Origin of the sequence: Nocardia wallacei (assembly GCF_029869545.1) — a bacterium.
Classification (GTDB): domain Bacteria; phylum Actinomycetota; class Actinomycetes; order Mycobacteriales; family Mycobacteriaceae; genus Nocardia; species Nocardia wallacei_A.
The window spans coordinates 1-24320 of record NZ_JARWQD010000281.1; the positions used below are offsets into that span (position 1 = coordinate 1).

Consider the following 24320-nt stretch of genomic DNA (forward strand, 5'->3'; position numbering starts at 1 on the left):
GACCGGACGGGCCTGCGCGCCTGTAGTCGGTGTTCACCGGCCGGTAGCTCAGTGGCCGGGTGTTTGCTAGGCATTCGGCGCCCCGGGCGTTTCGGATGGGAGGAATTTCGGCGTCCGCCGCAACGACGGGTGGGATGAGTGCCGCAGCCGCAGGTGGTATCGCCCCCGGCGTCAGGCCGAACTCGCTCACTCCCCTGCCGGTCCCCGAGTCCACCGGCCCCGGCCTGCGCTACCGCGACATCGTCGAAACCCTCAATGCCGCATTGGAACCCGGCACGGACGTCTTCGCCGATGCGGGCAATACCGGCGCCTCGGTGGTGCATCATCTGCGGCTGCCGCCCGGTGGCCGGTTCGCCGTGGCCCTGGGGATGGGCGGGATGGGGTACGCCTTCGGCGGCGGGATCGGCTCGGCCTTCGCCCGGCAGCATCGCCACGGCGGGGGTGTACGCCGCACCGTGGTGGTGGCCGGGGACGGGGCATTCTTCATGCACGGCATGGAGATCCACACCGCGATCGAGCACCGGCTGCCCGTGACCTTCATCGTGTTCAACAACAACGCGCACGCCATGTGCATCACGCGCGAACAGCTGTACTACGGAGATCGCTACAGCTTCAACAGGTTTCGGCCCGCCCGCCTGGGCGCGGGCCTGGCGGCGATGTTCCCGCAGCTGCCGTCGTACTCGCCCACCGGCACACGCGAACTGGCCGCCGCGCTCGACGTGTGCTTCGAAACCGCTGGGCCGTCGTTCATTTCGATCGATTGCGATCCGGACGAGATCCCGCCGTTCACCCCGTTTCTGTCGATACCGAGGAGGAACCCGTGACCACCAGCTCCCTGCCCGCGCTCAGCGATATCCCCCGGGAGGAGATACCCGCGGTGCTGCGCATCGAGAACTCCGATCGCGAGGCCACCACGCCGATCATCATGGACATGCTGCGGTCGGTGTACCCGCACGACCAGATCTTCGGCGAGTTCTGCCCGGTCCAGTCCTATATCGCCGCACCGCCGCGCGCGGTCTACGAGTACCTCGCCGATACCCGGAGCCTGGAGGAATGGACCTACAGCCTGCGCGGATTCGTCGAGACCGACGAGCCGGGACTGTGGCTGGCCTACGACCGGCTGGGCCCGGAAACCAAGATCTTCACTCGCACGGTCGCCAATCCGGACGCCATGACCGTCGACTACCACTGCGCCTGGGACCAGGGCGAGCACCTGTGGATGATCTACCTGCTGCGGGTGGTCGACGCCCAGGCGGTGCTGAACAAGCCGGGCTCGGTGGTGCTGTGGGTGAACTGCCACCACCCGTTCTACGACGAGAATCCCTACCCGGAGACAGCGCCGCCGAAGCGACCGGTGTGGGTCGGTGATTTCTGGGAGATGTTCTCCGCCGGACACCAATTGGAGATGGACAACCTCAGAGCGATCTGCGAGTACCGCGCCGCGCACGGACTGCCGGTCAAACCCGACTGGATGAAGTGAGGCACGCCAATGGATTTCACCGAACTCTCGCTGCCCTCGGTCAGCCTGGCCGATGTCGCGAGCTATCTGCCCGGAGAGCCCGTCGGCACCGAATATTTCACGCAGTTCTCCCGCTCCGAGCGCATGGCGAAGAACGTGATGTTCCGGGCGCCCAAGGCCCGTCATCACGTCGACCGTGACGAGACGGCGGTCGATATGGTCGAGCGCGCCGTCGAGCCGCTGCGGGAACGCCATGGGGCCGAGACGATTTCGGATATCGATGTGCTGATCACCCACACCCAGCTGCCCACCAACCCGGTGCTGGGTGCCGGGCCCGAGGTGGCGCGGCGGCTCGGCATGCGTCCCGGCTGGGTGTTCGATGTGCACAACAGCGGCTGCGCGGCATTCATCCACATGATGTCGCTGGCGCGCATGATCCTGCATACCACCGCCGCCCGCAGCGCGCTGATCGCGACGGTCCAGAACACCGCGGGGCCGGTGTTCACCCAGTCGGAGATCCGCGGGCTGGCCCAGGCCCCGGTTCCGGGCGACGGCTGCGGTGTGGGGCTGCTGCTGAAGGACGATCAGGCGCCGATCCTGGACATCGAGTGCCGCACCTACCCCGAATTCGCGGGCGATATGGATTTCAGCACCGGCTCCGATCGTAAGTACTGGGAGCCCGGCGAGGGGCAGGGCTGCGTGAGTTTCACCGAATCCAAGCTGACCAAGGTATTCGCGCGCGGGAACCGGCTGGTGCCCGAGGTGGCGCTGGCGGTGTGCGAGCGCATCGGGGTGAAGGGGTGCGATATCGACACCTTCGTCACCAATCAGCCGAACCGGCTGTTCCTGCGCAACTGGCACGACGCACTGGAACTGCCCGCCGAACGCCACCCCGACACCTTCGACCGCTGCGGAAACCTGTTCGCCGCGGGCATTCCCGTCACGCTCGACACGGAGAATCGGGCGGGCCGGTTGCGTAACGGGTCGGTCGTGCTGCTGTCGGCGTTCGCGCACGCCGGGGATTTCGCCGCGGCTGCCGCGGTGCGCTGGGGAGCCGCGCGGTGAGTGGCAGCCGGTCGATCTCGGCGCGCCGCGCGGAGCTGTCGACGCGGCCGCAGCGGCACGTCTCCGCCCGGCACACAACCGATTCGGTGCGCTTCGATCTGACGCTGAGCGAGAATCCCTTCCCGCCACTGCCTTCGGTGCTCGACGCGGTGAACCACACACTGGCGCAGGCGAACCGATATCCGGAGTTCCTGCCCCGGCGGCTGCCGCGTCTGATCGCCGAGCAGCTGGGCGTGCGCGCGGACCGGATCGTGGTCGGTGCGGGCGCGACCGGGGTGGCGCTGCAGATCATGCAGGCGGTGACGGCGCCGGGCGACCGGATGGTGTTCGCGACCCCGACCTTCGACGGCTACCCGATCCTCGGGGAGATGACCGGGCTGGAGAATGCGGCGGTGCCGCTGGATTCGTCCGGCCGACAGGACCTCTGGGCGCTGGCGCGGGCGGTGGACGAGCGGACCGGGCTGGTGGTGGTGTGCCGCCCGCACAATCCGACCGGCACGGTTGTACCGGCCAGCGAGCTCAAGGCGTTCCTGTTCGGCGTACCGCGCCACATTCCGGTGATTCTGGACGAGGCGTACGTCGAATTCCTCGGTGCCGCAGACACTCTCGATCCGGTTCAGCTCATCGATCGATATCCGAATCTGCTGGTGCTGCGCACCTTCTCCAAGGCGTACGGGCTGGCCGGTCTGCGTATCGGCTACGCGGTCGGACACGAGGATCTGGTGCGCCGGGTGTGCCGCATGCAGCTGCCGTTCGGGGTTCCCGCGTCGGCGGGCGCGGCGGTGGCGGCCTCCTACGCCGCGCGGGTGGAACTGGGGGAGCGGGTCCTGCGCATCACGACCGCGCGGGAGCTGTTGCGAACGGCCTTGCGTCGCAGCGGTATCCGAGTTCCGCGCAGCCGGGCGAACTTCCTCTACCTGCCGGGTGCCGATATCGCGGTGCGCCTGGCCCGCGCGGGAATCGCCGCCAAGACCTATTCCGACGGCAGCGCCCGGATCGCCGTCGGTGACCCGGCCGCGGATGCCGCCGTGCGCCGCGCGCTCGGTGGGCGTGGCCTGGCCGCCAGCGATCGCCGACTGCACCGCGAGGACAGCGGGCTGTACTCGGTCACCGCACCGGCCGAGCCGGAATGATCCGCGATATATAGCAGCGCTAGACAATCTAGTCGCGCCTTGCTACTCTCGCTCCAACAACTAGCGTTGCTAGATTTGGAGTAGGAGACTCGGATGTTCACCACCATCGCCCAGGTCCTGGCCGTACTCGCCGTGCTCGGCAACGGCATCGTCTACGGCGCCGACGCGACCGCGTCGCTGATCATGCGCTCGTCCTATAGGCACCTCGACGACGCCACCATGACCACGGTCGCGGGCTGGGGTCACTACTACGGCGATCGCCGGATGCCGTTCGCCGGTGCCGGTGGCGTGATCACCGCGGCGCTGACGATTCCGGCGGCGGCGATCGCGGGTCACGCCGCGGCGGCGGTCGCGGCGGGCATCGCGGTGGCGGCGCTGCTGGCCTGGCTCGGGTTCTACGTCCGGATCGCCAAGCCGGTGAACGACGCGCAGACCGCGGCGGCCCGCTCGGGTGTCATTCCGTCCGATGCCCGTGCGCTGCAGGAGAAGTGGGACAGCATCCTGGGGTTCCGGGTCGGCCTGCAGGCCGTGGCGATCGTGACCCTGTGCATCACGTTGATCCTGCTGTGACGGCCGCGGCTACCGCAGCGAGCTGGTGAGCATCACCTGATTCGTTGTGGCCGAACGAATCTCGACCATGCGAATCTGCTCCGGCGGCACCGCCGTGGTGCCGTCGGGGTGCACCGTCTCGCCCGGCCGCGCCGTCCACTGGGCGACCATCGACTGCGTGCCGTCGGCGTGCACCACCCACATGGTGCCCTGCCAGGTGTAATCGGTCGTGGAAGGCGCATAGCTACACGACATTTCGACCCGGGTCCCGTCGCTCACCGCGACCAGCCGGAAGCTGGCCGTGATCGGTGACGGCACCACCGGGCTCATACTTCGTTCGGCCACAACCTGTTCCGCGATCGGCGGCGCCGCCGGTCCGGTGAGCGAGGCGGTCACCGGAATCGCGATCGCCACGGCCGCCGCGGCGGCCGCCACCGCACCGGTGACCGCGAGTAATCGCCCCCGCCGCCGCTGTTTGCGAGCCCGCACGGCCAGGACGGCCAGCGATACCGGAACCTCATCCGCGTTCCCACCGCCCGGCCCCGCACCCTCGGCCCCATTACCGGACGATGACCCGGGGGCCGGATCGACCAGTGCCAGTGCGACTTCGGTATCCACCCGTCCGAGCAGACCGGGCATCCCGGCCAGCTCCGCCACCGCCTCCCGGCAGCGCGGGCACTGCGCCAGATGCGCCTCGTATTCCAGGCGTTCGGCACGGTCGAGGGCGCCGAGCACATACGGGGCATCCCACGTCGCGTAGTCGTCGCCGCCCTCGGGCGCCGCCGCATGCGCGGTCTCGGTCACTTCGTCACCCCCATATCCCGCAGTGCCGTGCGCATCGCGCGCATGCCGTAGTGCATCCGCGACTTCACGGTGCCCTCGGGAATGGCCAGCTCCGCCGCGATCTGATGCGTCGACAGGCCACGGTAGTAGGCGCGCACGATCACCTCGCGGTGGTCGACACTCAACCGGGCCAGCGCGTCGGCGATCAACCAGCCGTCCAGCGTCCGGTCCGCCTGATCGGGAGTGGGCTGCTCGGGCGGATTATCGGTGCGGAACTCGCGCCGATGTCGGGCGCTGCGGTACTCGTCGACCACCATGTTGCGCGCCACCGTGAACAGCCACGCCCGCGCCGACGCCGTCGACTGATCGAGTACCTGCGGACGTTGCCAGGCCCGCAGCAGCGTCTCCTGCACTATGTCCTCGGCTCGGCCCGAATCGCCGACGAGGCTGTAGGTGTAGCGCCACAGCGCGGGGGCGTGCTGGTCGTAGAGCGCCCGCAGCAGCTCCGCCTGAGCCGGATCGCCGTTCGGGAGTTCGGGGACCGCGCCGCGAGACGGCTGGGTATCGGCTCCATCGCTGGGGAGGCGGGGTGAGCGTGCCATGCGCTCACCGAACGGATCGTCGGATCACAGATCCGGATGTAGTGCCCACACCAGCTGGATACGTTGTCAATTGCGTTCTAGTTCGATCGGATGCGTGGCCAGCAGCGACAGCGGCAACGGCTGCCGGCGCAGCACCTGCGCCCACAGATCGGTGCGGCCCGCGATCGGATCCGACGGCAGGGCCGACAGCACGATCCAGTCGCCGCGCTCCAGCTCGCCCTCCAGCTGCCCGAACGTCCAGCCCGCGTAACCGGCGAAGACGCGGATGCCCTCCACCAGCGGCTCCACCACCTCCGGATCCGAATCCAGATCCAGCAGCGCCACCCGGCCGTCCACCCGGCGCAGACCCGCCGCCCGGTCGGCGGCCGTACCCACCTTCATCGTCGCCAGGCACAGCGCCGCATCCCGCTTCACCGGCCCGCCGATGTACAGCGCGCGCGGATGTGCCGCCAGCTCCGCCCACCGCGGCAGCACATCCTGCACCGCCGTCTCGCTCGGACGATTGATGACCACGCCCAGGCTGCCGGCGTCGTTGTGCTCCACGATGTACACGACGGTGCGCCGGAACGACGGCTCGGTCAGATCGGTGGCCGAGACCAGCAGCGTGCCGGGCCGGACCGTCTGTTCCTCGTGCCGGAATTCCCGCCTGGAGCGGTCGCCGTGTTCGTCTGCGCGTGACACCACGTCATCATCGCACTGGATCTGTATCTTTGGCCTCCGCTTCGGCCCGGCGGATTCCCGGCGCCCGGAGTATCGACCACGCCCTGTAAGACAAATCACAGTTCCGTTGGGGTGGGCGCGGCGGGGTCGTTAGTGTGGCCGCATGCAGCACCCCGAGGTGGTCCTCGACAACTGTGATGCCGTCTACGACTTCTATCGGGATCATCGGCAGAATCGCCTGAAGGCATGGGGTGCCTACGCCGTGCTGGCGCGGCGCTATCGGCCGCGGATCGGGTATGCGCCCGGGGCGCGGGAAGGGCTGCGGGAGTTGATCTCCCAGGGGCAGCCACTGCTGATCTCGATCAATCACCTGTCCCAGCAGGATCCCTACACGGTGGCCGCGGCGGCCTGGCGCAGCGGGCTGCGGCCGGTGATCGGGCGGGCCCGGGTGCTGGCCAAGGACGAGCTGTTCATCGATCCGGAGCAGCGGCGCAAGGTCGACATGATGGGCGGGATCCCGGTGTTCCGGGGCAAGGATCACGGGCTGCGGGCGGTCAACGCGGCGGGGCAGCGAATGATCGACATCTGTGCCGAGCGGATGGCGCGCGGGGATGCCGTCGCGGTCTTTCCCGAGGGCACCTGCAACGACGTCGACCCGACGCAGGTGCAGGCGGTCGGCAGCGGGATCGGGCACATCGCGTTCCGGGCGATGAAGCTCGGTGCGCGGCCCGCCCTGGTCAGCATGGGCCTGAGCTACGGGCCGCGGGCCGATCCGACCGTGGAGCCGACCGTCGACGAGGCGAAATCGGCCAGCTTCTACTTCGGGCCGCCGGTGCCCGAACTACCCGCGCGGCCCGCCGAGATCGCCCGCCTGGTGCGCGACCACCTGCAGCTGGCCCTCGACGGCGCCGTCGCCGCCTACTGATCACTGCGGCAGGCCGAACCGTTCGCGCGCCCAGTGCGGCACCAACGCCAGATACTCGGGCCGCGACTCGACGAAATGGCGCACCATCGGGCACAGCGGCAGGATGCCGTAGCCCTCGTCGCGGCTGGCGTCGAGCGCGGCCTGCACCAGCATGCGACCGTAGCCCTGACCGTCGTAGCGGGGATAGATCTCGGTGTGGACGAAAGCGCGCTCGGCGGCGGTGTCCTGATATTCCGCGATGCCGGCGAGACCGCCGTCCACACAGATCTCGAAACGATCGAGCTCCTTGTTGTTGCGAACCTCTGTCGACATGGCTCGACGCTACTGTCTCACGCGCGCAATGTGTTCAATAGACACCGCACCGGAGCTCGAGTTGTGACGGTGCGCGCGGCCGCAGAGAATGCTTGTGGTCGAACGGGGAGAATGACGCGGATGAAGACACGACGTACGGCGCGCTCGGTGGCCTGGGTGTTCGCCGCATGCCTGGCGATGCAGACGGCCGCCGTCACGCAGGCCACGGCCGCGCCCGCGTTCGGCGCCTGCCCGGAGGGTTCGGTGACACCCGGCCGCGGCGCGGAATGCGCGGTGATCTCGGTACCCCGGGACTACTCCGCACCCGACGGCCCGCGCATCGACGTGACCGTCAGCCGGATCCGCGCCACCGGTGAGCGCCGCGGCGCCCTGTTCGCCAACCCGGGCGGTCCCGGCGCCGACGCCCTCGACTACTGGGCCCGCCGCTCCCCGGATCTGCCCGCCGAGCTCAATACCCACTACGACCGGATCGCGGTACAACCCCGCGGATTGCGCTGGGCGACGCCGCTGGACTGCGGAAACGCCGAACGCAAGGAGCGCAGCGCCACCAAATCCGCCTGCGACAGCGCACAACCCGGCTACGTGGAGACCGTCACCACCGAGAACACCGCCCGCGATATGGACGCCGTGCGGGCCGCGCTCGGCCTGGAGCGCATCGACTTCTTCGGCACCTCCTACGGCACCTATCTGGGCGCCGTCTACGCCACGCTGTTCCCGCAGCGGATCGACCACATGGTGCTCGACTCCAGCGTCCACCCGGACTGGGTGTGGAACGAGCAGTTCGCGCAGCAGCAGCTGGCTGGGAAGCAACGCCTCGACGACCTGTTCGCCTGGATCGCCGACCACGACGGCGAGTACCACCTCGGCGCGACACCGCTTCGCGTGTACGAGAACTGGGTGCGGCTGGTGGTCGCGCAGGGCGGCGGCTGGTACGCCAACCTCACTCCGCCACCGGCCTCCACCGCCGACCTGCCGGGCGAACTGCCCGAGCCCATCGCGCAGGTGGCGCGCGACGGATTCAACGGCGGACGAGACCAGATCGGGCAATTGCAGAACCTGGTCCGGACGCTGGCCTCCGGCGGGACCTCGGCGCAGGTGCCGCTGCTGGCGGCGACCGCGGTCGCGACCTACACCCGCTCGTTCTGGCCGACCTTCGCCCGCGCCATGGCCGACGCCGACGCCGATCCCGCCGACACCAGCCAGCTCCGTGCCATCGAGGGCCTGGCGGCGACCGATCCGACGGGCCGGAATGTGTTCTCCGCCATCACCTGCAACGAGAACGCGATCCCCGGCCGGACGGAACTGCTCGGTGCCGCGGCGGCCACCGTCGCCTCCGGCGGCAGCGCCCTCAACGCCCGCGCCGACATGATCCGGTCCGGGGTGGCCTGCGCCGACTGGAACCCGGTCGCCGCGCCGGTCGCCATCGGCGGCCAGGGGCTGCGCACCGGGCCGCTGGTGCTGCAGAGCCGACACGACGCGGTGACCAAATACGAGGGCGGCCCGGCCATGGCGACGGCCCTGCGCGGCTCGCTGATCACCGTCGAGGGCGGCGACCACGGCACCTTCGGGCGCGGCAATACCGCCGTGGACGACGCGGTGCTGACGTATCTGCGCACCGGTGAGGTAGGCATCAACCACGCGGACCAAGCACCGCTGCAGTAATTTCGGCCTCCGCTTCGCTCCGAAGACCTTGTGTGGTGGGGAGGAGGCTTGCGTCGCAGAATGGCGGGATGGCGAATGAGGCACCGTGGCGTGTGGTGGTGGCACCGGACAAGTTCAAAGGGTCGTTGACTGCGCCGCAGGTGGTCGAGGCGCTGGCGGGAGGGATCGCGCGGGTGGTGCCGGATGCCGAGGTGCGGCGGGTGCCGGTGGCCGATGGCGGGGACGGGACCGTCGATGCGTTTGTGACGGCGGGGTGGGAGCGGGTGCCGGTCCGGGCCGAGGGGCCGACCGGGGCGCCGGTCGACACGGCGTACGCGGTGCGGGGGGATACCGCCGTGATCGAGTTGGCCGCGGTGGTCGGGCTTACGAAACTTCCTGGCGGGCAACCCGATCCGATGTCGGCGAGCACGTATGGGCTGGGGCAGGTGATCGGGCATGCGCTCGATCGCGGCGTGCGCTCGATCGTGCTCGGTGTGGGCGGCAGCGCGTCCAGCGACGGCGGCGCGGGCATGCTGCAGGCGCTCGGACTGCGGATCCTGGATGCCGCCGGTGCCGAAGTGCCCAGGGGCGGAGCGGCTCTCGCGCGGGCGGCGCGGGTGGATCGGTCCGCACTGCATCCGGCGCTGAACGACGCGTCATTCGTCCTGGCGAGTGACGTCGACAATCCGCTGCTCGGATCCGACGGGGCCGCGGCGGTTTTCGCGCCGCAGAAGGGCGCCGATCCCGAACAGTGCGCGACTCTCGAAGCGGCCCTGGCCGCGTGGGCGAAGCTGATCGATCCCGCGGCCGCCGACCGTCCCGGCGCGGGGGCCGCGGGCGGCACCGGATTCGGCGCGATGGCGGTGCTCGGCGCCGTCGAACGCTCCGGGATCGACGTCGTCCTGGACCTGATCGACTTCCGGTCGCGGTTGGAGGGCGCGGATCTCGTCGTCACGGGCGAGGGGTCGCTCGACGAGCAGACCCTGCGCGGTAAGGCACCGGCGGGAGTGTGCGAGGCCGCCCGAGCCGCGGGACTCCCCGTCGTCGCCGTCGCGGGCCGCTGCCTACTCGGCGAGGACGAATTGCGTACCGCGGGCTTCGCCGCCGCGTACACGCTCGCCGACCTCGAACCCGATCCGGACCGCTCGATCGCACACGCGGCCCCGCTACTGGAACAGCTCGGCGCGCAACTCGCACTCCGCCACCTGCAGCGCTGACCGGGCCTGCGGCACGCACGTCCCGCCCGCCCTCGGGCGCGCGCTCACACCGGGCTGAGTTCGCAGGACAGGACGTGGTCGCGGTGTTTTTCGCCCCATGCCTCCAGGGGGCGGAGGGCGGCGGCCAGTTCCTCGCCGCGCTCGGTGAGCGAGTACTCGACGCGCGGCGGCACCTCGGGGTAGATCTCGCGGTGGACGACACCGGCGGTCTCCAGGTGGCGCAGGTTCTCCGCGAGCACCTTCTCGCTCACGCCGTCCAGCAGCCGGCGGATCTGCCCGAATCGCTGCGGGCCCTCGCCGAGCACCCACATCAGGTGCAGTTTCCACTTGCCGCCGACCACATCGATGGCCACGGTCATGCCGCACACATCGTGAACTGCGTCACTGCTCATCGTCACCGTGGCCTCCTGACCTGATTTCGAACCTCGAGGTAAGCAACCGGCCCTCGACGTGCGGTCTTCCCGAGAATACCGGCAGCCGCCACCATCTGTATCCGGCGCCGAACCCGAATACGCGACTACCGAAGGATGCACGATGTCTCAACGTTCCGTTTCCGTCATCGGCCTGGGCCCGATGGGGCAGGCGATGGTGAAGGAGTTCCTGGCGGCGGGTGTCGAGGTGACGGTGTGGAATCGGAGCCCCGAGAAGGCCGAGGCCATGGTCGGATTGGGCGCGAAGCGGGCGGCCACGGTCGCCGAGGCGCTCGACGCCAACGAGGTGAGCGTGGTCAGCCTGACCCACTACGCCGCCATGTACGACGTGCTGGGTCCGGCGGTGGATCACCTGCGCGGCAAGGTGATCGTGAATCTGTCCTCGGACTCTCCGGAGAAGGCCCGCGAGGGCGGAACCTGGGTCCGCTCGCACGGCGCGCAGTTCCTCGCGGGCGGGGTCATGTCGGCGGGCGACAACATCACCCATCCGGCGTCCTACATCTTCTACAGCGGCCCGAAGGAGGTCTTCGACGCGCACGCCGACCTGCTGCGCCCGCTCAGCCCGCAGGAGTACCTCGGCCCCGACGACGGTGTCTCCCAGGTCTTCTACCAGGCCCTGCTGACGATCTTCCATCCGTGGATGCTGGCCTACGATCAGGCCCTGGCGGTGATCCAGAAGTCCGGGCACGACATCGATCAGTTCCTGCCGTTCGCGCAGCGCTCGAGCGAGGCGTTCCCGTTCTTCATGGCGGAGTACGCCGAGGCGGCCAAGGCCGGTGGCTGGGGTGACGTGGCGGCGTTCAAGATGATGGACGCGGGCGCCCAGCACATCATCGACGCCAGCGAGGAGGTCGGTGTGGACGCTACCCTGTCGCATCAGGCCCAAGGCATCTGGCGCAAGGCGCTCGCCGCCAGCGAGCAGGCCGGTCGCCCGGTCTCGGTCTTCGAACTGATGCGGGGTGATAACGCGTGAGCCGCTCGGTATCGCTGATCGGCCTGGGCCCGATGGGGCGGGCCATGGTGAAGCAGTTCCTGGCGGCCGGTTTCGAGGTGACGGTGTGGAACCGGAGCCCCGAGAAGGCCGACGCCGTAGTCGAATTGGGCGCGAAGCGGGCGGCCACGGTCGCCGAGGCGCTCGACGCCAACGAGGTGACCGTCCTCAGCCTGACCCACTACGCCGCCATGTACGACGTGCTGGGTCCGGCCGCGGATCACCTGCGCGACAAGGTGATCGTGAACCTGTCCTCGGATTCGCCGGAGCAGGCCCGCCGCGGCGCGGCCTGGATCGGCGAGCGCGGCGCCCGGTTCCTTTCCGGCGGTGTGATTTCCGACGGTGACACGATCACGAGCCCGACGTCCTACATCTTCTACAGCGGCCCGCCGGAGGTCTTCGACGCACACGCCGACCTGCTGCGGCCGCTGTGCCCGCCGGAGTACCTGGGCGTGGATCCGGGCCTGTCCCAGGTGTTCTACCAGGGCCTGCTGATCCTCATGCACCCGCTGCTCCTCGCCTACGAGCAGGCCATGGCGACGGTGGAGCGGTCCGGCCAGCCGATCGACCGCTTCCTCCCGTACGCGCAACGGTTCCTCGACAGCATGGGCACCTCGTTCGCGGTCTTCGCCGAACTCGCGAAAACCGGTGGCTGGGGCGATATCTCGACCATGAAGATGATGGATGCCAGCACCCAGCACGCCATCGAGGCGAGCGAGGACGTCGGTGTCGACGCCGCCCTCGTGCGGACCGCGCAGGGGTACTGGCGGCGGGCCCTCGCCGCGAGCGAGGAGGCCGGGCAACCGATCCCGACGCTACGCCTCATACGTGGCGACGGAGTGTGAGGATCCCGTTCTGCCTCAGGCGGATTCGGAGTTCGATCCCAGGCGCGGGAAGGGGGCGGTGGAGAACACCACCTCCACCGCCACCCCGAAATACTCCGAAATCCGCAGTGCCAGATGCAGGCTCGGGCTGTACTCGCCGCGTTCCAGATATCCGATCGTCTGATAGTGCACGCCCAGCGACTCTGCCAGCTGCCGCCGCGAGATGCCGCGCTCGGCGCGCAGCATCGCGATGCGGTTGTAGATGACCTCAGTAGGCACGCTGCATGGCCTTCTCGCGGCGGGCCGCCACGCTCGATCCGGATTCGCGACGAGCCATGCGCCGCAACACTATCGGGGCCAGCGCCAGCCCGATCACGGTCCAGGCGCCCAGCACGCCGAAGGTCTCCCAGTGCCGCCAGGACTGACCCAGCTCGACGACCGCCGCCTCGCCGGGCAGTACCGCCGAACGCATGCCCAGGCCCAGCCAGTAGATGGGGAACACCTGCGCCAGGCCCTGCACCCAGCCCGGCATGGACGTGATCGGATAGAAGATGCCCGACACCGCGATCAGGCCCATGACCGGCATCATCGCGAACCCCACATTGCGCGGGTTGTCGAAGATCGAGCCGAATACCGCGCCCATCGGCAGCGTCGCCAGCATGCCCAGGACGAAGACCCAGATCAGGGTCGCCCAGGCGCCGACGCTGTCGAGGGCCAGGCCGCCGACGATGATGCCGCCCGCGACCAGCATGACGATCACCTGCACCAGCAGCGTGCCCGCGGTGGTGATGATCTTGCCGATCAGATATCCGACCATGCCGTTCGGAGTCGCCTTGGCGCGCAACAGGGTTCCGTCCTCGCGGTCGACCGCCAGGAACTGCGAGATGCCCATGAGCCCGCTGGAGGCCACCAGCATGCCCAGCACGCCCGGCAGGGCCAGGGCACCCAGCCCGATGCCGGTGTCTCCGAACTGCCCGTCGCGCATGAAGAACAGCGCCACCAGGATGAGCACGGGCCAGAAGTACTGCATGAACAGGTCCTGGCCGTTGGTCAGCATCTGACGGATCTCGATCAACCCCTGCGCCACCCCGGCGCGCGCGGCCACCAGTATCGGGGTCATCGGGTCACCTCCTCGAGGGCGTGGATCTCGGCATCGCCGCCCTGGCCGGATTCGAAGCGCTGCACCAGTGTCATATAGGTGTCCTCCAGCGAGGCGCGGCGCACCTCGAGTTCGTCGATACCCTCGCCGTACTGCTGGAACAGTTCGTAGACGAACTTGGTCGATTCGGTCGTGGTGTGGACGAAGCGCTGCCCGTCGCGGGTCCACTTGATCTCCGCCTCGCCCGCGATGCGCCGCGACAGCTCGTCGGCCGAGCCGTCGGCGATGATGCGCCCGCCGGCCAGCACCAGGATGCGGTCGGCGAGCTTCTCCGCCTCGTCGAGGTCGTGGGTGGTGAGCATGATCGTGGTCTGCTCGTCGTCGGCGAGCCGGTGCATCAGATCGTGGAACTCGCGTCGGGCCTGCGGGTCGAATCCGGCGGTGGGTTCGTCGAGGAACAGCAGTTCCGGGCGGCCCACGATGCCGATGGCCACGTCGAGGCGGCGGCGCTGGCCGCCGGACAGGCTGCTGACCTTGGTGTTCGCCTGTTCGGTGAGGCCCACGGCCGCGATCAGTTCGTCGGTGTCCCACGGGCGCCGCAGCGCAGGCGTCGAATACGGCGCGTAGTACGAGCCCAGATTGGACAGCAGTTCCCGCACCCGCCAGCGGCCGTGATCGCGCCAGGACTGCAGGACGACGCCCATGCGGGCCCGCCAGCCCTCGTCGCCGTGCGCGGGGTCGGTGCCGAGCACCGTCACCTGCCCCGCCGACCGCATCCGGAAGCCCTCCAGGATCTCGATCGTGGTCGTCTTGCCCGCGCCGTTGGGGCCCAACAGCACCAGGACCTCACCGCTGCGGGCCTGAAAAGTGACGTCCTGCAACACATCCCGGGTGCCGTATCGCATCCGCAGACCCTGGACGTCGAGTACGACTTCCTCGCCTACCGTCATCCTGCCCTCCGTAGCAATCTCAGGATGGGCGGTAGCATACCTACTACATTTCGGGCCGAACAAGGGAATTTCCACGACCACCAGCAGCCCCGGCACGCTCCATCAGCAGTTCCGGCACGCTTTTGGCCGGAATCACGTTCGGGTACTGAGGAATTCGACGGCGGCGGCGTAGCCCTGGATCCCCATGCCCGCGATCACGGCGGTGGCGATGGGGGAGATGTAGGAGTGGTGCCGGAACTCCTCGCGGGCGTGCACGTTCGAGATGTGCACCTCGACGATCGGCACCTCCGGGATGACCAGCGCATCCCGCAGGGCCACCGAGGTGTGGGTGAGACCGCCCGGATTGATCACGATGCCCGCCGCGGCACCGCGCGCGGCATGGATCCGATCGATGAGCGCCCCTTCGGAATTGGACTGGAACGCGGTGATCTCCCGGTCGAACCGGGCGGCCGTGCTGCGGCACAGCTCGACGACGTCGTCGAGGGTCTCCGAGCCGTACACCTCGGGCTGCCGGGTGCCCAGCATGTTCAGGTTCGGGCCGTTGAGCACGAGGATCGGTGCCATGCCGGACACCCTATCGCCTACAGCCCGCGCGGCCCCTCGGCGCGCAGGTCGTCGACCTTGCGCATGGCCGCGCGCAGTTCCTCGAGCCATTCCTCGGCGTGCTCGCCGGCCAGCTTCACCGTCCAGGCCAGGGCGTCGGCGCGGGACCGCGCCACCCCGGCGTCCACCAGCGTGTCCAGCACCTTGCGCTCCGGCTGGCGCAGCCGGGTCATGACCGGAACGGCCAAGTGGGTGAACAGGATCCGCTCGCCGTCGACGGATACACCCCAGGCGACGCTGCGGCTGAACCGGGCCTGCGCCTCCTGCGCGATCTGCATGCGGGCGGGGCGGGTGGACTCCCGGAAGCGGGCGACGAGCCCCTCCTTGGTGGCCCGGGGGACCTCCTCGGTCGGCCGGTCGGCAGCGGCCTCCTGATCTCCCTCCGCGGCGGCCGAATCGCCCGACGGGAGCGGCAACTCGCCGACTACGACGATCTCGTCGCGGTCGATCTCGATCGTCGGCGAGCCGGTGAACCATTCGCTCGGCAACCTCCCGGCGAACCAGTCCGGGGCCTCGGCGGCGTCCGGCAGATCGGCCTGTTGCCAACCGCCCGGGCGCCCGAATCCGCGGCCGCGCATTCCGTGTCTCATGGCGCTACCTCGCTTACTTTCCATGAGCTGTAATAGTGATTACTAGATTACATCGATTCGCGCCGGGCGATTTCTGCTGTCGGAGAACGGCTGCGAGATGACCGCACAGTGAACACGGCTAACGATTTCGCCGCCGCTGCACAGGAAGTCGCGAAACGGGCACTATTCTGGTGCTGAGCATGGAGAATGCGGACGGCGCCAACCCGGCGCCGGGCCAGTTCTTTTCGGGTACCGTTGGTCTTGTTGCTGGAGTGACAAGAGTGAAGAGTGGGCGATATGGATGTGTGGGGATCCCGCCGCATTCGCGTTCGGGGCGCAGTGGCGGTTGCGGGCGCGATCGCTCTGGCGATCGTGACGGGATCATGCGGCCTGAACGACAAGCCGAACAGCCCCGAGGCTGTCGTCGAGAAGTTCACTCAACTGCTGGACGATAAGGACGCGGGCGGCGCCGCCCAGCTGACCTCATACCCCAACGGCGCCGAGGCCACCCTGGCGAAGGTGTTCGACGGGCTCAATCCCGGCAAACCCGATTATCAACTGGCCCAGTACATCGGCCTGGACGACAACTCGGCCATGTTCAATCTGAAGGCCAACTGGAACTTCGGCCCCGGCAAGGACTGGACCTACGATCTGCAGGGCTCGATTCGCAAACTCGCGATCGGCTGGCGCATCTCGTGGGAGCCCAGCGTGGTGGTCCCGCAGCTGAACAACCAGCGCGGCGTCAAGCTGGTGCGCACCGACGCGCCCCCGCCGAAGGTCAACGACAACGCGGGCAACACCCTGATGACCGAGCAGGTGATCAACGTGGTGAAGCTGGATCCGGCGAAATTACCCGACCCGGTGGCCTCGACGAACGCCTTAGCCGACGCCATCGCTCCGGTCGCGCCGCTGATCACCGGGCCGTCGCTGATGCAGCAGCTGGCAGGCTCCCAGGGCAAGCCGATCGTGGCGGTCCAGTTGCGCGAGGACGACTTCGCGATTCTGGAACCGCGGATGGCCCCGATTCCGGGCGTGGTGCTGGAGAAGCAGCCGCGGCTGATCGCGACCGATCGCCGGATCGTCTCGCCGCTGCTCGACGGCCTGCGCAAGGTGTGGCAGGAGAACCGGGACCAGCACGCGGGCTGGGGCGTGAAGCTGTTCGAGGCCGACGGCCGCCCGGTCGCCCAGCTCGCCGGTCAGCAGGGCCCGCCCGGTCCGGACGTCGCCTCGACGCTGGACCAGAAGCTGCAGCGGGCCGCCGCGGACGCGGTGGTGAGCGCGGGCACCCCGGCCTCGATCGTGGCCGTCCAGCCCTCCACCGGCGCCGTCGTGGCCGCCGCGCAGAACACCTACGCCAGTGAGCAGGGGGCGGTCGCCTTCACCGGCGCCTATCCGGCCGGGGGCACCGCCGAGCTGTTCAAGCAGGTCGCGGCGATCACCAAGAAGAAGGCGCCGCAGGACGTTTCGGTGCAGGACGCGGCCGAGGGGGCCGCCATGCTCGGCGTCGGCATCGGCTTCAAGGTGCCGGGGCTCGACCAGACCACGGGGCGGCTGCCGATCGGCGGGCGCGGGGTCGAGCAGGTGCGCCAGGGCAGCGCCGACCCGATCCTGGCCAGCCCGTTCGGGATGGCCATCGCCGCGGCGGCCATCGCGCGCGGCGGGGTGACGCCGCCGATGATCGAGATCGGCCGCCCGTCCACCACCGAGGCCGAGCTGACGCCGCTGCCCGACGAGGTGCTCCAGCAGCTGCGCCGCATGCTGACCGACGATGCCGCCGGAGGCCCGGAGCTGGCCTCCCTGCGCCGCTACGCGGGGGTCACCGCCTACGCGGCCACCGCGGGCACGAGCGGCTGGCTGCTCGCGAACATGGGCGACCTGGCCTTCGCCATCCACATCGACAACGTCGACAGCGGCGACGCGACATCGCGCATGGCCGCCCGCATGCTCCAATCCCTGGCCGCCCCCGACTGACAGCCCTTACCGCAGGGCTCGCCAGGCCGCGCGCCAGCCGAGCAGGAACAGGGCGAGCACCGTGGCGGCGACCAGGATGAAGCTGGCCGCGGTGCCCTGGCCGCTGAGCACGCGCAGCGCCATGCCGATGATCAGCGTGGACAGCCACACCACGACGCCGGTCGGCCACAGCGCCCGGGCGTCGAATCGCCGTAGTGCCGTGGTGAATTCCCCGCGCGCGCCGATCCACGCCGCTATCAGCCAGCCGATGATCAGCCCGGTGCCGAACGGCCACAGCGTGCGTAGCAGGCCGGTGAGCACGGCCTCGTGGTGGCTGCGCCGCCCGATGGCGCAGAACACGATCACCAGCAGGGCATCGACCACGAACGGCACCAGTTTCTTCACGCCGACAGGGTAATCGGCGCCTCAGGCGTCGTCGCCGTCGCGCTCCGGCTGCTCCGAGCCGAGGGGATCCGGGCGGCGGCCGGAGCGCTTCTCGTTCAGCAGCCGCTGCTCGGCCAGCATCGCCGAGCGCTGCTCGAACTCCTTCTCGAATTCGGCGTCCTCGGCCTGCGGCTTGCGGAACAGGAAGGCGAAGACGATCCACCCGATGATCGCCACCAGGATGAAGCTGACCATCCGGTACATGACGCCCGCGGCGACGGCCTGCGAGGCGGGCAGCCCCGCGGCGGCGGTGAGCGCGTAGAACAGCGTCGCGTCGACGTAGACGATCCCGCCCGGAGCGAAGGGAATGGTGGCGACCGCCTTGTCCACGCTGAACGCGATCAGCAGCCCGGCCAGCCGCGGTTCCGCGCCGACGGCGTAGCAGGCCGCACCCAGGCAGGCCACGTCGCCGAGCCGGTGCATCAACGCGAACAGCGTGACCATGACCCCGTCGCGCCGCCCCAGATCCACCGATTCGAGCTGGTGCAGGATCTCGTGGACCTTGTCCATCCCGTCGTCGAGCCGATGCCGACGAATCCGATTGACCAGATGCAGGATCCGGCGGGCCAGCGACTCCAGCGAACCCGGATTCCCGGAGATGTAGTTGCCCGCCCACACCAGCGCGATCACGCCGCCGATCGGCAGCACCAGCTTCCACGGCCCGACCTGATCACCGGCCAGCAGCGCACCGCCCACGCCCAGCAGCACCATGCCCGCCGCGGCGACGACGCCGGAGATCACCAGCTGCCAGGAGGCCACGATCGGGCTCGCCCCCCAGCGCCGGGTCTGGCGGTAGGTGAACGCGGTCGAGAAGACCTGGCCCGCGGGCAGCGTCACCGACATCGCGGTGGCGCCGTACACCACGGCCACGGACTTGCGCTGGCTGACGCGCACGCCCCCGGCGTGCAGCAGTTGTTTCTGAATGCGGCCGAATCCGCTCATGGATATCGCCTGCATCAGAATGCAGGCCGCGACCCATCCCCAATGAATTTCGGTGAGACTGCGCCACGACTCGTGCAGCCGGGGCCACATATAAATGCCCTCGCCGATCAGCAGCGCCGACAGGGCCAGTCCGAGAACCCATTTCAACCACCAGAACCGCCCGCGACGACCCGGTTCGGCAGGCGATCCCGGGTCGCCGGCTAGTTCACCATGGGCCCTCACGCCCGTCAGCCTAACGAACGGCGTATAGCAGTAGCAGCCCCCGTTTCGCAGACGGCGCCCGCGGGGTGCTCCCGGCCGGTCAGTCCACGATCGTGTCCGAGTGCAACCCGGCTTCCTCCGCGACCCCGTCGTCGTCGCGTTTCGGCCAGGCCAGCCGGGTCTTGCGGCGGCGGCCGCGCAGCTGGACCTCCTCGCCCGATTCCCAGTGCCGCTGTTCGTGGTCGTCGGCGAAATACAGCGCGCTGCCCGAGCCGAGCACCCGCCCCGGATATTCCTTCGCCAGTTCGGTGAGCCGCGACGCCTCGTTCACCGGGTCGCCGATCACGGTGTATTCGAAACGATTTGCGGCACCGATATTCCCGGCGACCGCCAGGCCCGCCGATACGCCGATGCCGATATCCAGGCCCGGCACCTCGCGCAGCGCCTCGCGCAGTTCGCGGGCGGCGGTGAGCGCGGCGGTCGGTGCGTCCGGGCGGTCCAGGGGTGCGCCGAATATCGCGAGCGCGGCATCGCCGACGAATTTGTTGATCAGGCCGTTGTTGCGGTCGACGACGTCGACGACGATCCGGAAGAATTCGTTCAGCAGGCTTACCACCTCGGTCGGCGGCCGCTCGGCGGCGGTGGCGGTGGAGCCGACCATATCCACGAACAACACGGCGACGAACCGTGTCTCACCGCCCAGTTCGGTGCCGAATTCCAGCGCCCGCCGCGCGACCTCCTCGCCGACGTGCTGGCCGAACAGCTCCTGCAGTTCGCGGCGCTGGGCGGCCTCGTCCATCATCCGGTTGAAACCGACCTGCAGCAGCCCGATCTCGCTGCCGTCGAACACCTCCACCTGCACGTCGCGCGCGCCCTCCTGCACCCGGTCGATGGCGCGCGAGAGCTGGCGCACCGGATCGGAGATGCTCGAGGCGGTGAGCATCGACAGCGCCAGCGCCTGCATGATCACCACGCCGCACAGCAGCAGGATCGATACCGCCAGCGACTGCGCGGAGAACTGCACCTGCGAGGTGATCTGGGTGACGCACAGCAGCACGATCGCGATGGTCGGCGCGAAGGTCCCCATGCCCCAGGTCATCGCCATCCGGGTGCCGACGCCCGGGGTGAGGGTGTGGTCGAAGGTCCCGGTGGACAGCGCGTGCGCGGCGACCGGGCGCAGGATGCGCTCGCCGAGCATGTAGGTGAAACCGAACACGATGGTCGCGGCCATACATTCGGTGACGATGACCGCGCCCGCCAGCTCGGGGGTGTCCACGATGATCGTCGCGGCCAGCACCGCGCCGCCGACCAGCCACAGCGCCAGATGCACGATGGACTGCCGCAGCGGCGCGTGCAGCGCCGCCATCTGCTCCTGCCTGCTGGGTGGCCCGCCGCGCAGCTGCCAGCGCATGACCGGGCGCAGCATCAGCGCACCCGCGGTCAGGCTCAGCGCGCCGCCGACGACGAAGACGGTCACCGGGACGACCAGGCCGGTGCGGCGCACTCCGGTCGGCGTGCCCTCGGGAGCGGGCAGGCCGTACTGAATGAACGCGTACACCAGAATCGCACCGAAGGCGTTGGCCGCCAGTATCGATGCGAGGTACAGCGGCCAGCGCGTTCGCATGGTCTGTTTGACCGCTTCCAGGGGCGCCGACACGAGGACCAATCTAGCGTTTCGAGCGGTCGCGGACCGCCGGTGCACCCGGGGACGGTGGCCGCCGCCCGACCGATGCCGCGCCGTTGCGCGCGCTCACGTGCCGGTGTCGGACGGTGCGGATAGGCTCGCGACGTGAGTGACGTGGGGATCGGCCGCGACGACAGTGCTGCCGGGGGCGCCCCGGTATCGCCCCGGGGCGGGGGGACGGCGGTGCGGGAGCGGCCCGCGCGCCGGGCCGCCGAGGCGGTGCATCCGCTCGTGCGCGAGGCGGCCGAATGGTGCTGGCGGTTGCTGATCATCCTGGTCGCGGTGCTGGCGGTCGCGTATCTGGCCCAGCGCCTGACCACGGTGGTCATCCCGCTCGCGATCGGGCTGCTGCTGGCCGCGCTGCTGTCGCCCGCGGTGGACTGGATGCAGCGGATGGGGCTGCCGCGGTCGATCGCGGTCATGGTGGCGCTGGTCGGGTCGCTCGGATTGCTGGCCGGGGTGTTCACCTTCGTCATCGAGCAGTTCGTCAACGGCGTGCCGCAGCTGACCGACGAGTTCAAGACCAGCGTCCACACCATTCAGGACTGGCTGATCAACGGGCCGCTGCATCTGAGCAACGATCAGATCCGCAATGCCGGTAACACCATCATCAAAACCCTGGAGTCCAACCAGGATTCGCTCACCAGCGGCGCGCTGACCACCGCGGCCGCGGTCGGGGAGATCCTCACCGGTGCCTTCCTGACCCTGTTCATCGCCATCTTCTTCCTCTACAGCGGCGACCAGATCTGGCAGTTCGTCACCCGGATCATCCCGACGGCACAGCGGGAGCGGGTGCGCACCGCGGGCCAGCTCGGGTTCGGGACGCTGATCGGCTACGTGCGCGCCACCGTGGTGGTGGCCGCGGTGGATGCCATCGGAATCGGGGCGGGCCTGGCGATCCTCAGCGTGCCGCTGGCCCTGCCGCTGGCGTCGCTGGTGTTCATCGGCGCGTTCATCCCGATCATCGGCTCGCTGCTGGCCGGTTCGATCGCGGTGTTCCTGGCGTTGATGACCAAGGGCCTGGTGACCGCCCTGATCGTGCTCGGCGTGACGATCGCGGTGATGCAGCTGGAAAGCCATGTGCTGCAACCGCTGCTGCTGGGCCGGGCGGTGCGGATCCACCCGCTGGCCGTGGTGCTGGCGATCACCGCCGGGGTGGTGCTGGCGGGTATCGCCGGTGGCCTGCTCGCGGTGCCGTTCGTGGCGGTTCTGAATACGGCCGTCCGATCGCTGCTGGCCGACAATCCCGAGGAGCTGTACCAGGATCTCAACACGGGCGAGCCGGGGGAGCCGATGTTCCACGCCGAGCCCGACGATCCCGAGCCGGGCAGATACGAGGTGCGGCAACCGGTGTCCGGTGAGTCCGGGGGCACGGGGTCCTCCGGTCCGGAGAACAACGGCCGTGGGGAGCGCGGCAATGCGGATCCCGGCTGATACGCGGACCGATTCCGGGTCCGACACCGCGGCGACCACGCCGCTGTGGCGGGCGGTGCAGGTGTTCCGGCTGGTCACCGTCTTCTATGCCGTGGGCCAGCAGATCGACTCGGCGGACAACTATCGCGAGCCGGGGCTCAGCTGGGCGCTGATCGGGGTGCTCGTCGCCTGGTCGGTGATCTCGGCGATTCTGTTGTCGCAGTGGGGCAGTGGCGATACGGCCCGGCCGCGCACGATCGTGGTGATCGGCGATCAGGCGGTGGTGATCGCGCTGATGGCCAGCACCCGGCTGGTCGCCGACTACGACTGGTATCACGGGCACCAGACGCTGCCGACCACCCTGTGGGCGGCGAATGCGGTGATGTCGGCGGCCATCCTGTGGGGCCCGATCGGCGGGGTGGGGTCGGGGGTGCTGGTGTCGGCGGTGAGCATCATCGTGCGCGAGCAGTGGGAATTGGATGTGTGGACCGATGCCACCGCGCCGGTGCTGGTGTCGGTCGGGCTCGCCATCGGCCTGGCCGCGAACACCGCCCGCCGGGCGCAGCGGCAACTGCAGGCCGCCGTGCGCCTGACCGCCGCCGCCGAGGAACGGGAGCGGCTGGCGCGCGAGGTGCACGACGGCGTGCTGCAGGTGCTGAGCTACATCAAGCGCCGCGGCACCGAAATCGGCGGCGCCACCGAGGAATTGGCACTGCACGCCGGCGAGCAGGAGGTGGCGCTGCGCGGGCTGATCTCCGAACAGGGCAGCCGGGCCGACACCGGTACCGACGCCGACCTGCGGTCGCTGCTGACCGCGCAGGCGTCCTCGGCGGTCTTCGTCTCCACGCCGGGGGAGCCGGTGCCGGTCGGGGAGTGGACGGCCCGCGAGATCGCCGCGGCCGTGGCCGCGGCGCTGGCGAACACCGGCCAGCATGCCGGGCCGGACGCGAAAGCGTATGTGCTGCTGGAGGATATGGGCGATGCTGTGGTGGTCAGCGTTCGCGACGACGGACCGGGTATCGCGCCCGGCCGCCTCGCCGACGCGGCCGCCGAGGGGCGGATGGGGGTGTCGCGCTCGATCATCGGCCGCATCGAGGCGCTGGGCGGGGTGGCCGAGCTGCTGACGACCGAAGACGGGACGGAGTGGGAGCTACGGATTCCGCGCCACGGAGCAGTGAGGCATTCACATGAGCGATGATGTTGCCGCCGAAGGCATTTCGGTGATGGTGGTGGACGACCATCCGATGTGGCGCGACGGCGTCTCGCGCGATCTCACCGAGGCGGGCTTGCGGGTGACCGCCACCGCCGACGGCGTCGCCGCGGCCACCCGCCGCGCGACCGCCGTCCGCCCGGCCGTCGTCCTGATGGATATGCAACTGCCCGACGGCAACGGCGCCCAGGCCACGGCCGAGATCCTGCGGGTATCGCCGCACAGCCGGGTGCTGGTGCTGTCCGCCTCGGCCGAACGCGACGATGTGCTCGAGGCGATCAAGGCGGGCGCCACCGGGTACCTGGTCAAGAGCGCCTCCGCGGCCGAGCTGATCGCCGCCGTCCGCGCGACCGCGGCCGGGCAGGCGGTGTTCACGCCCGGCCTGGCGGGCCTGGTGCTCGGCGAGTACCGTCGCATCGCCCAGGCCCCCGCGGGCAGCGACGAACCACACCGCCCAGCCCTCACCGAACGCGAGACCGAGGTGCTGCGCCTGGTCGCGAAGGGCCTGTCCGCCAAGCAGATCGCCACCCGCCTCGGCCTCAGTCATCGCACGGTGGAAAACCACGTCCAAGCCACCCTCCGCAAATTGCAGCTGGCCAACCGGGTCGAGCTGACCCGCTACGCCATCGAACAGGGACTCGAATAGGGCATCCCGCCGGGATG

26 protein-coding genes and 1 pseudogene are annotated in these 24320 nt (G+C 69.5%); 14 read left to right on the top strand and 13 right to left on the bottom strand.

All coding sequences use genetic code 11. The features are described from left to right. Nucleotides 1–149: 149 nt before the first annotated feature. The 5 genes and pseudogenes from QH290_RS24485 to QH290_RS24505 form a co-directional block, all read left to right on the top strand. Nucleotides 150–824, top strand: a pseudogene (locus QH290_RS24485) (thiamine pyrophosphate-dependent enzyme); the annotation flags it as partial. Then, a complete protein-coding gene (locus tag QH290_RS24490; RefSeq protein ID WP_280264267.1) occupies nucleotides 821–1480 on the top strand; it encodes an SRPBCC family protein in 660 nt (219 codons plus the stop codon). The pseudogene QH290_RS24485 and the gene QH290_RS24490, both read left to right, overlap by 4 nt. Nucleotides 1481–1489: 9 nt before the next feature. Beyond that, the gene (locus QH290_RS24495) at nucleotides 1490–2524 is read left to right on the top strand and encodes a 3-oxoacyl-ACP synthase III family protein (protein ID WP_280385393.1); all 1035 of its coding nucleotides are present in this window, start codon (nucleotides 1490–1492) and stop codon (nucleotides 2522–2524) included. 86 nt (nucleotides 2525–2610) lie between these two features. Beyond that, entirely contained in the window at nucleotides 2611–3657 is a 1047-nt protein-coding gene (locus QH290_RS24500) for an aminotransferase class I/II-fold pyridoxal phosphate-dependent enzyme (protein ID WP_425303648.1), read from the top strand. 93 nt (nucleotides 3658–3750) lie between these two features. Continuing rightward, nucleotides 3751–4227: a DUF1772 domain-containing protein gene (locus tag QH290_RS24505; RefSeq protein WP_280385397.1), complete on the top strand. Its 477-nt coding sequence runs from the start codon at nucleotides 3751–3753 to the stop codon at nucleotides 4225–4227. A gap of 9 nt (nucleotides 4228–4236) precedes the next feature. Here the strand turns inward: QH290_RS24505 and QH290_RS24510 are convergent, their stop codons facing one another. The 3 genes from QH290_RS24510 to QH290_RS24520 all read right to left on the bottom strand — a co-directional run bounded on the left by QH290_RS24510 (nucleotide 4237) and on the right by QH290_RS24520 (nucleotide 6272). Further along, nucleotides 4237–5010 (bottom strand): anti-sigma factor family protein, encoded by a 774-nt coding sequence (locus QH290_RS24510; RefSeq protein ID WP_280385399.1) that lies wholly within the window; start codon nucleotides 5008–5010, stop codon nucleotides 4237–4239. Beyond that, nucleotides 5007–5591 (bottom strand): sigma-70 family RNA polymerase sigma factor, encoded by a 585-nt coding sequence (locus tag QH290_RS24515; protein ID WP_280264257.1) that lies wholly within the window; start codon nucleotides 5589–5591, stop codon nucleotides 5007–5009. Before QH290_RS24515 ends, QH290_RS24510 begins: the two co-directional genes overlap by 4 nt. Nucleotides 5592–5657: 66 nt before the next feature. Further along, nucleotides 5658–6272: a YqgE/AlgH family protein gene (locus QH290_RS24520; protein WP_280264347.1), complete on the bottom strand. Its 615-nt coding sequence runs from the start codon at nucleotides 6270–6272 to the stop codon at nucleotides 5658–5660. Nucleotides 6273–6414: 142 nt separating this feature from the next. Between QH290_RS24520 and QH290_RS24525 the strand changes: the two genes are divergently transcribed. Next, a complete protein-coding gene (locus tag QH290_RS24525; protein WP_280385401.1) occupies nucleotides 6415–7176 on the top strand; it encodes a lysophospholipid acyltransferase family protein in 762 nt (253 codons plus the stop codon). On the opposite strand, the gene QH290_RS24530 is transcribed toward QH290_RS24525, so the two are convergent. Then, on the bottom strand, nucleotides 7177–7488 hold the full coding sequence (locus tag QH290_RS24530) for a GNAT family N-acetyltransferase (protein ID WP_280264253.1): 312 nt from the start codon (nucleotides 7486–7488) through the stop codon (nucleotides 7177–7179). Nucleotides 7489–7608: 120 nt separating this feature from the next. Between QH290_RS24530 and QH290_RS24535 the strand changes: the two genes are divergently transcribed. Both QH290_RS24535 and QH290_RS24540 read left to right on the top strand, forming a co-directional pair. Continuing rightward, nucleotides 7609–9150, top strand: a complete 1542-nt coding sequence (locus QH290_RS24535; protein WP_280385403.1) for an alpha/beta hydrolase — start codon at nucleotides 7609–7611, stop codon at nucleotides 9148–9150. Between the two features lie 68 nt (nucleotides 9151–9218). Beyond that, a complete protein-coding gene (locus QH290_RS24540) occupies nucleotides 9219–10346 on the top strand; it encodes a glycerate kinase (protein WP_280264249.1) in 1128 nt (375 codons plus the stop codon). 44 nt (nucleotides 10347–10390) lie between these two features. Here the strand turns inward: QH290_RS24540 and QH290_RS24545 are convergent, their stop codons facing one another. Beyond that, entirely contained in the window at nucleotides 10391–10744 is a 354-nt protein-coding gene (locus QH290_RS24545) for a winged helix-turn-helix transcriptional regulator (RefSeq protein ID WP_280264247.1), read from the bottom strand. A gap of 136 nt (nucleotides 10745–10880) precedes the next feature. On the opposite strand from QH290_RS24545, the gene QH290_RS24550 reads away from it, so the two are divergent. Next, nucleotides 10881–11750, top strand: coding sequence for an NAD(P)-dependent oxidoreductase (locus QH290_RS24550; protein WP_280264245.1), 870 nt, complete (start codon nucleotides 10881–10883; stop codon nucleotides 11748–11750). Continuing rightward, nucleotides 11747–12613 carry an NAD(P)-dependent oxidoreductase gene (locus QH290_RS24555; protein ID WP_280385405.1) on the top strand — a complete coding sequence of 289 codons (867 nt, stop codon included), beginning with the start codon at nucleotides 11747–11749 and terminating at the stop codon, nucleotides 12611–12613. Before QH290_RS24550 ends, QH290_RS24555 begins: the two co-directional genes overlap by 4 nt. Nucleotides 12614–12628: 15 nt before the next feature. Here QH290_RS24555 and QH290_RS24560 read toward each other — a convergent pair whose 3' ends face one another. The 5 genes from QH290_RS24560 to QH290_RS24580 form a co-directional block, all read right to left on the bottom strand. After that, nucleotides 12629–12871, bottom strand: a complete 243-nt coding sequence (locus QH290_RS24560; protein WP_280385407.1) for a helix-turn-helix transcriptional regulator — start codon at nucleotides 12869–12871, stop codon at nucleotides 12629–12631. Continuing rightward, nucleotides 12861–13712 (bottom strand): ABC transporter permease, encoded by an 852-nt coding sequence (locus QH290_RS24565; RefSeq protein WP_280264239.1) that lies wholly within the window; start codon nucleotides 13710–13712, stop codon nucleotides 12861–12863. The genes QH290_RS24560 and QH290_RS24565 overlap by 11 nt, the downstream gene beginning before the upstream one ends. Then, entirely contained in the window at nucleotides 13709–14641 is a 933-nt protein-coding gene (locus QH290_RS24570) for an ABC transporter ATP-binding protein (RefSeq protein ID WP_280264237.1), read from the bottom strand. The genes QH290_RS24565 and QH290_RS24570 overlap by 4 nt, the downstream gene beginning before the upstream one ends. Nucleotides 14642–14773: 132 nt before the next feature. Next, on the bottom strand, nucleotides 14774–15205 hold the full coding sequence (gene aroQ, locus QH290_RS24575; protein ID WP_280264236.1) for a type II 3-dehydroquinate dehydratase: 432 nt from the start codon (nucleotides 15203–15205) through the stop codon (nucleotides 14774–14776). Between the two features lie 17 nt (nucleotides 15206–15222). Then, nucleotides 15223–15834 (bottom strand): hypothetical protein, encoded by a 612-nt coding sequence (locus tag QH290_RS24580; protein ID WP_280385409.1) that lies wholly within the window; start codon nucleotides 15832–15834, stop codon nucleotides 15223–15225. A gap of 351 nt (nucleotides 15835–16185) precedes the next feature. Between QH290_RS24580 and QH290_RS24585 the strand changes: the two genes are divergently transcribed. Beyond that, nucleotides 16186–17784 carry an NTF2-like N-terminal transpeptidase domain-containing protein gene (locus tag QH290_RS24585; protein WP_280266709.1) on the top strand — a complete coding sequence of 533 codons (1599 nt, stop codon included), beginning with the start codon at nucleotides 16186–16188 and terminating at the stop codon, nucleotides 17782–17784. A gap of 6 nt (nucleotides 17785–17790) precedes the next feature. Here the strand turns inward: QH290_RS24585 and QH290_RS24590 are convergent, their stop codons facing one another. From QH290_RS24590 to QH290_RS24600, 3 genes are all read right to left on the bottom strand, one after another. Continuing rightward, complete coding sequence (locus QH290_RS24590; protein WP_280266710.1) at nucleotides 17791–18168, bottom strand: DUF3054 domain-containing protein; 378 nt, start codon at nucleotides 18166–18168, stop codon at nucleotides 17791–17793. Between the two features lie 21 nt (nucleotides 18169–18189). After that, nucleotides 18190–19371, bottom strand: coding sequence for a lysylphosphatidylglycerol synthase transmembrane domain-containing protein (locus QH290_RS24595; protein WP_280385411.1), 1182 nt, complete (start codon nucleotides 19369–19371; stop codon nucleotides 18190–18192). 79 nt (nucleotides 19372–19450) lie between these two features. After that, a complete protein-coding gene (locus tag QH290_RS24600; RefSeq protein WP_280266715.1) occupies nucleotides 19451–20974 on the bottom strand; it encodes an adenylate/guanylate cyclase domain-containing protein in 1524 nt (507 codons plus the stop codon). 279 nt (nucleotides 20975–21253) lie between these two features. On the opposite strand from QH290_RS24600, the gene QH290_RS24605 reads away from it, so the two are divergent. The 3 genes from QH290_RS24605 to QH290_RS24615 are packed head-to-tail and all read left to right on the top strand — an operon-like array spanning nucleotide 21254 to nucleotide 24303. Beyond that, nucleotides 21254–22468: an AI-2E family transporter gene (locus QH290_RS24605; RefSeq protein ID WP_280266716.1), complete on the top strand. Its 1215-nt coding sequence runs from the start codon at nucleotides 21254–21256 to the stop codon at nucleotides 22466–22468. Next, nucleotides 22452–23645, top strand: coding sequence for a MacS family sensor histidine kinase (gene macS, locus QH290_RS24610; protein WP_280266712.1), 1194 nt, complete (start codon nucleotides 22452–22454; stop codon nucleotides 23643–23645). The genes QH290_RS24605 and macS overlap by 17 nt, the downstream gene beginning before the upstream one ends. Continuing rightward, complete coding sequence (locus QH290_RS24615) at nucleotides 23635–24303, top strand: response regulator (RefSeq protein ID WP_280266713.1); 669 nt, start codon at nucleotides 23635–23637, stop codon at nucleotides 24301–24303. The genes macS and QH290_RS24615 overlap by 11 nt, the downstream gene beginning before the upstream one ends. Nucleotides 24304–24320: the final 17 nt, after the last annotated feature.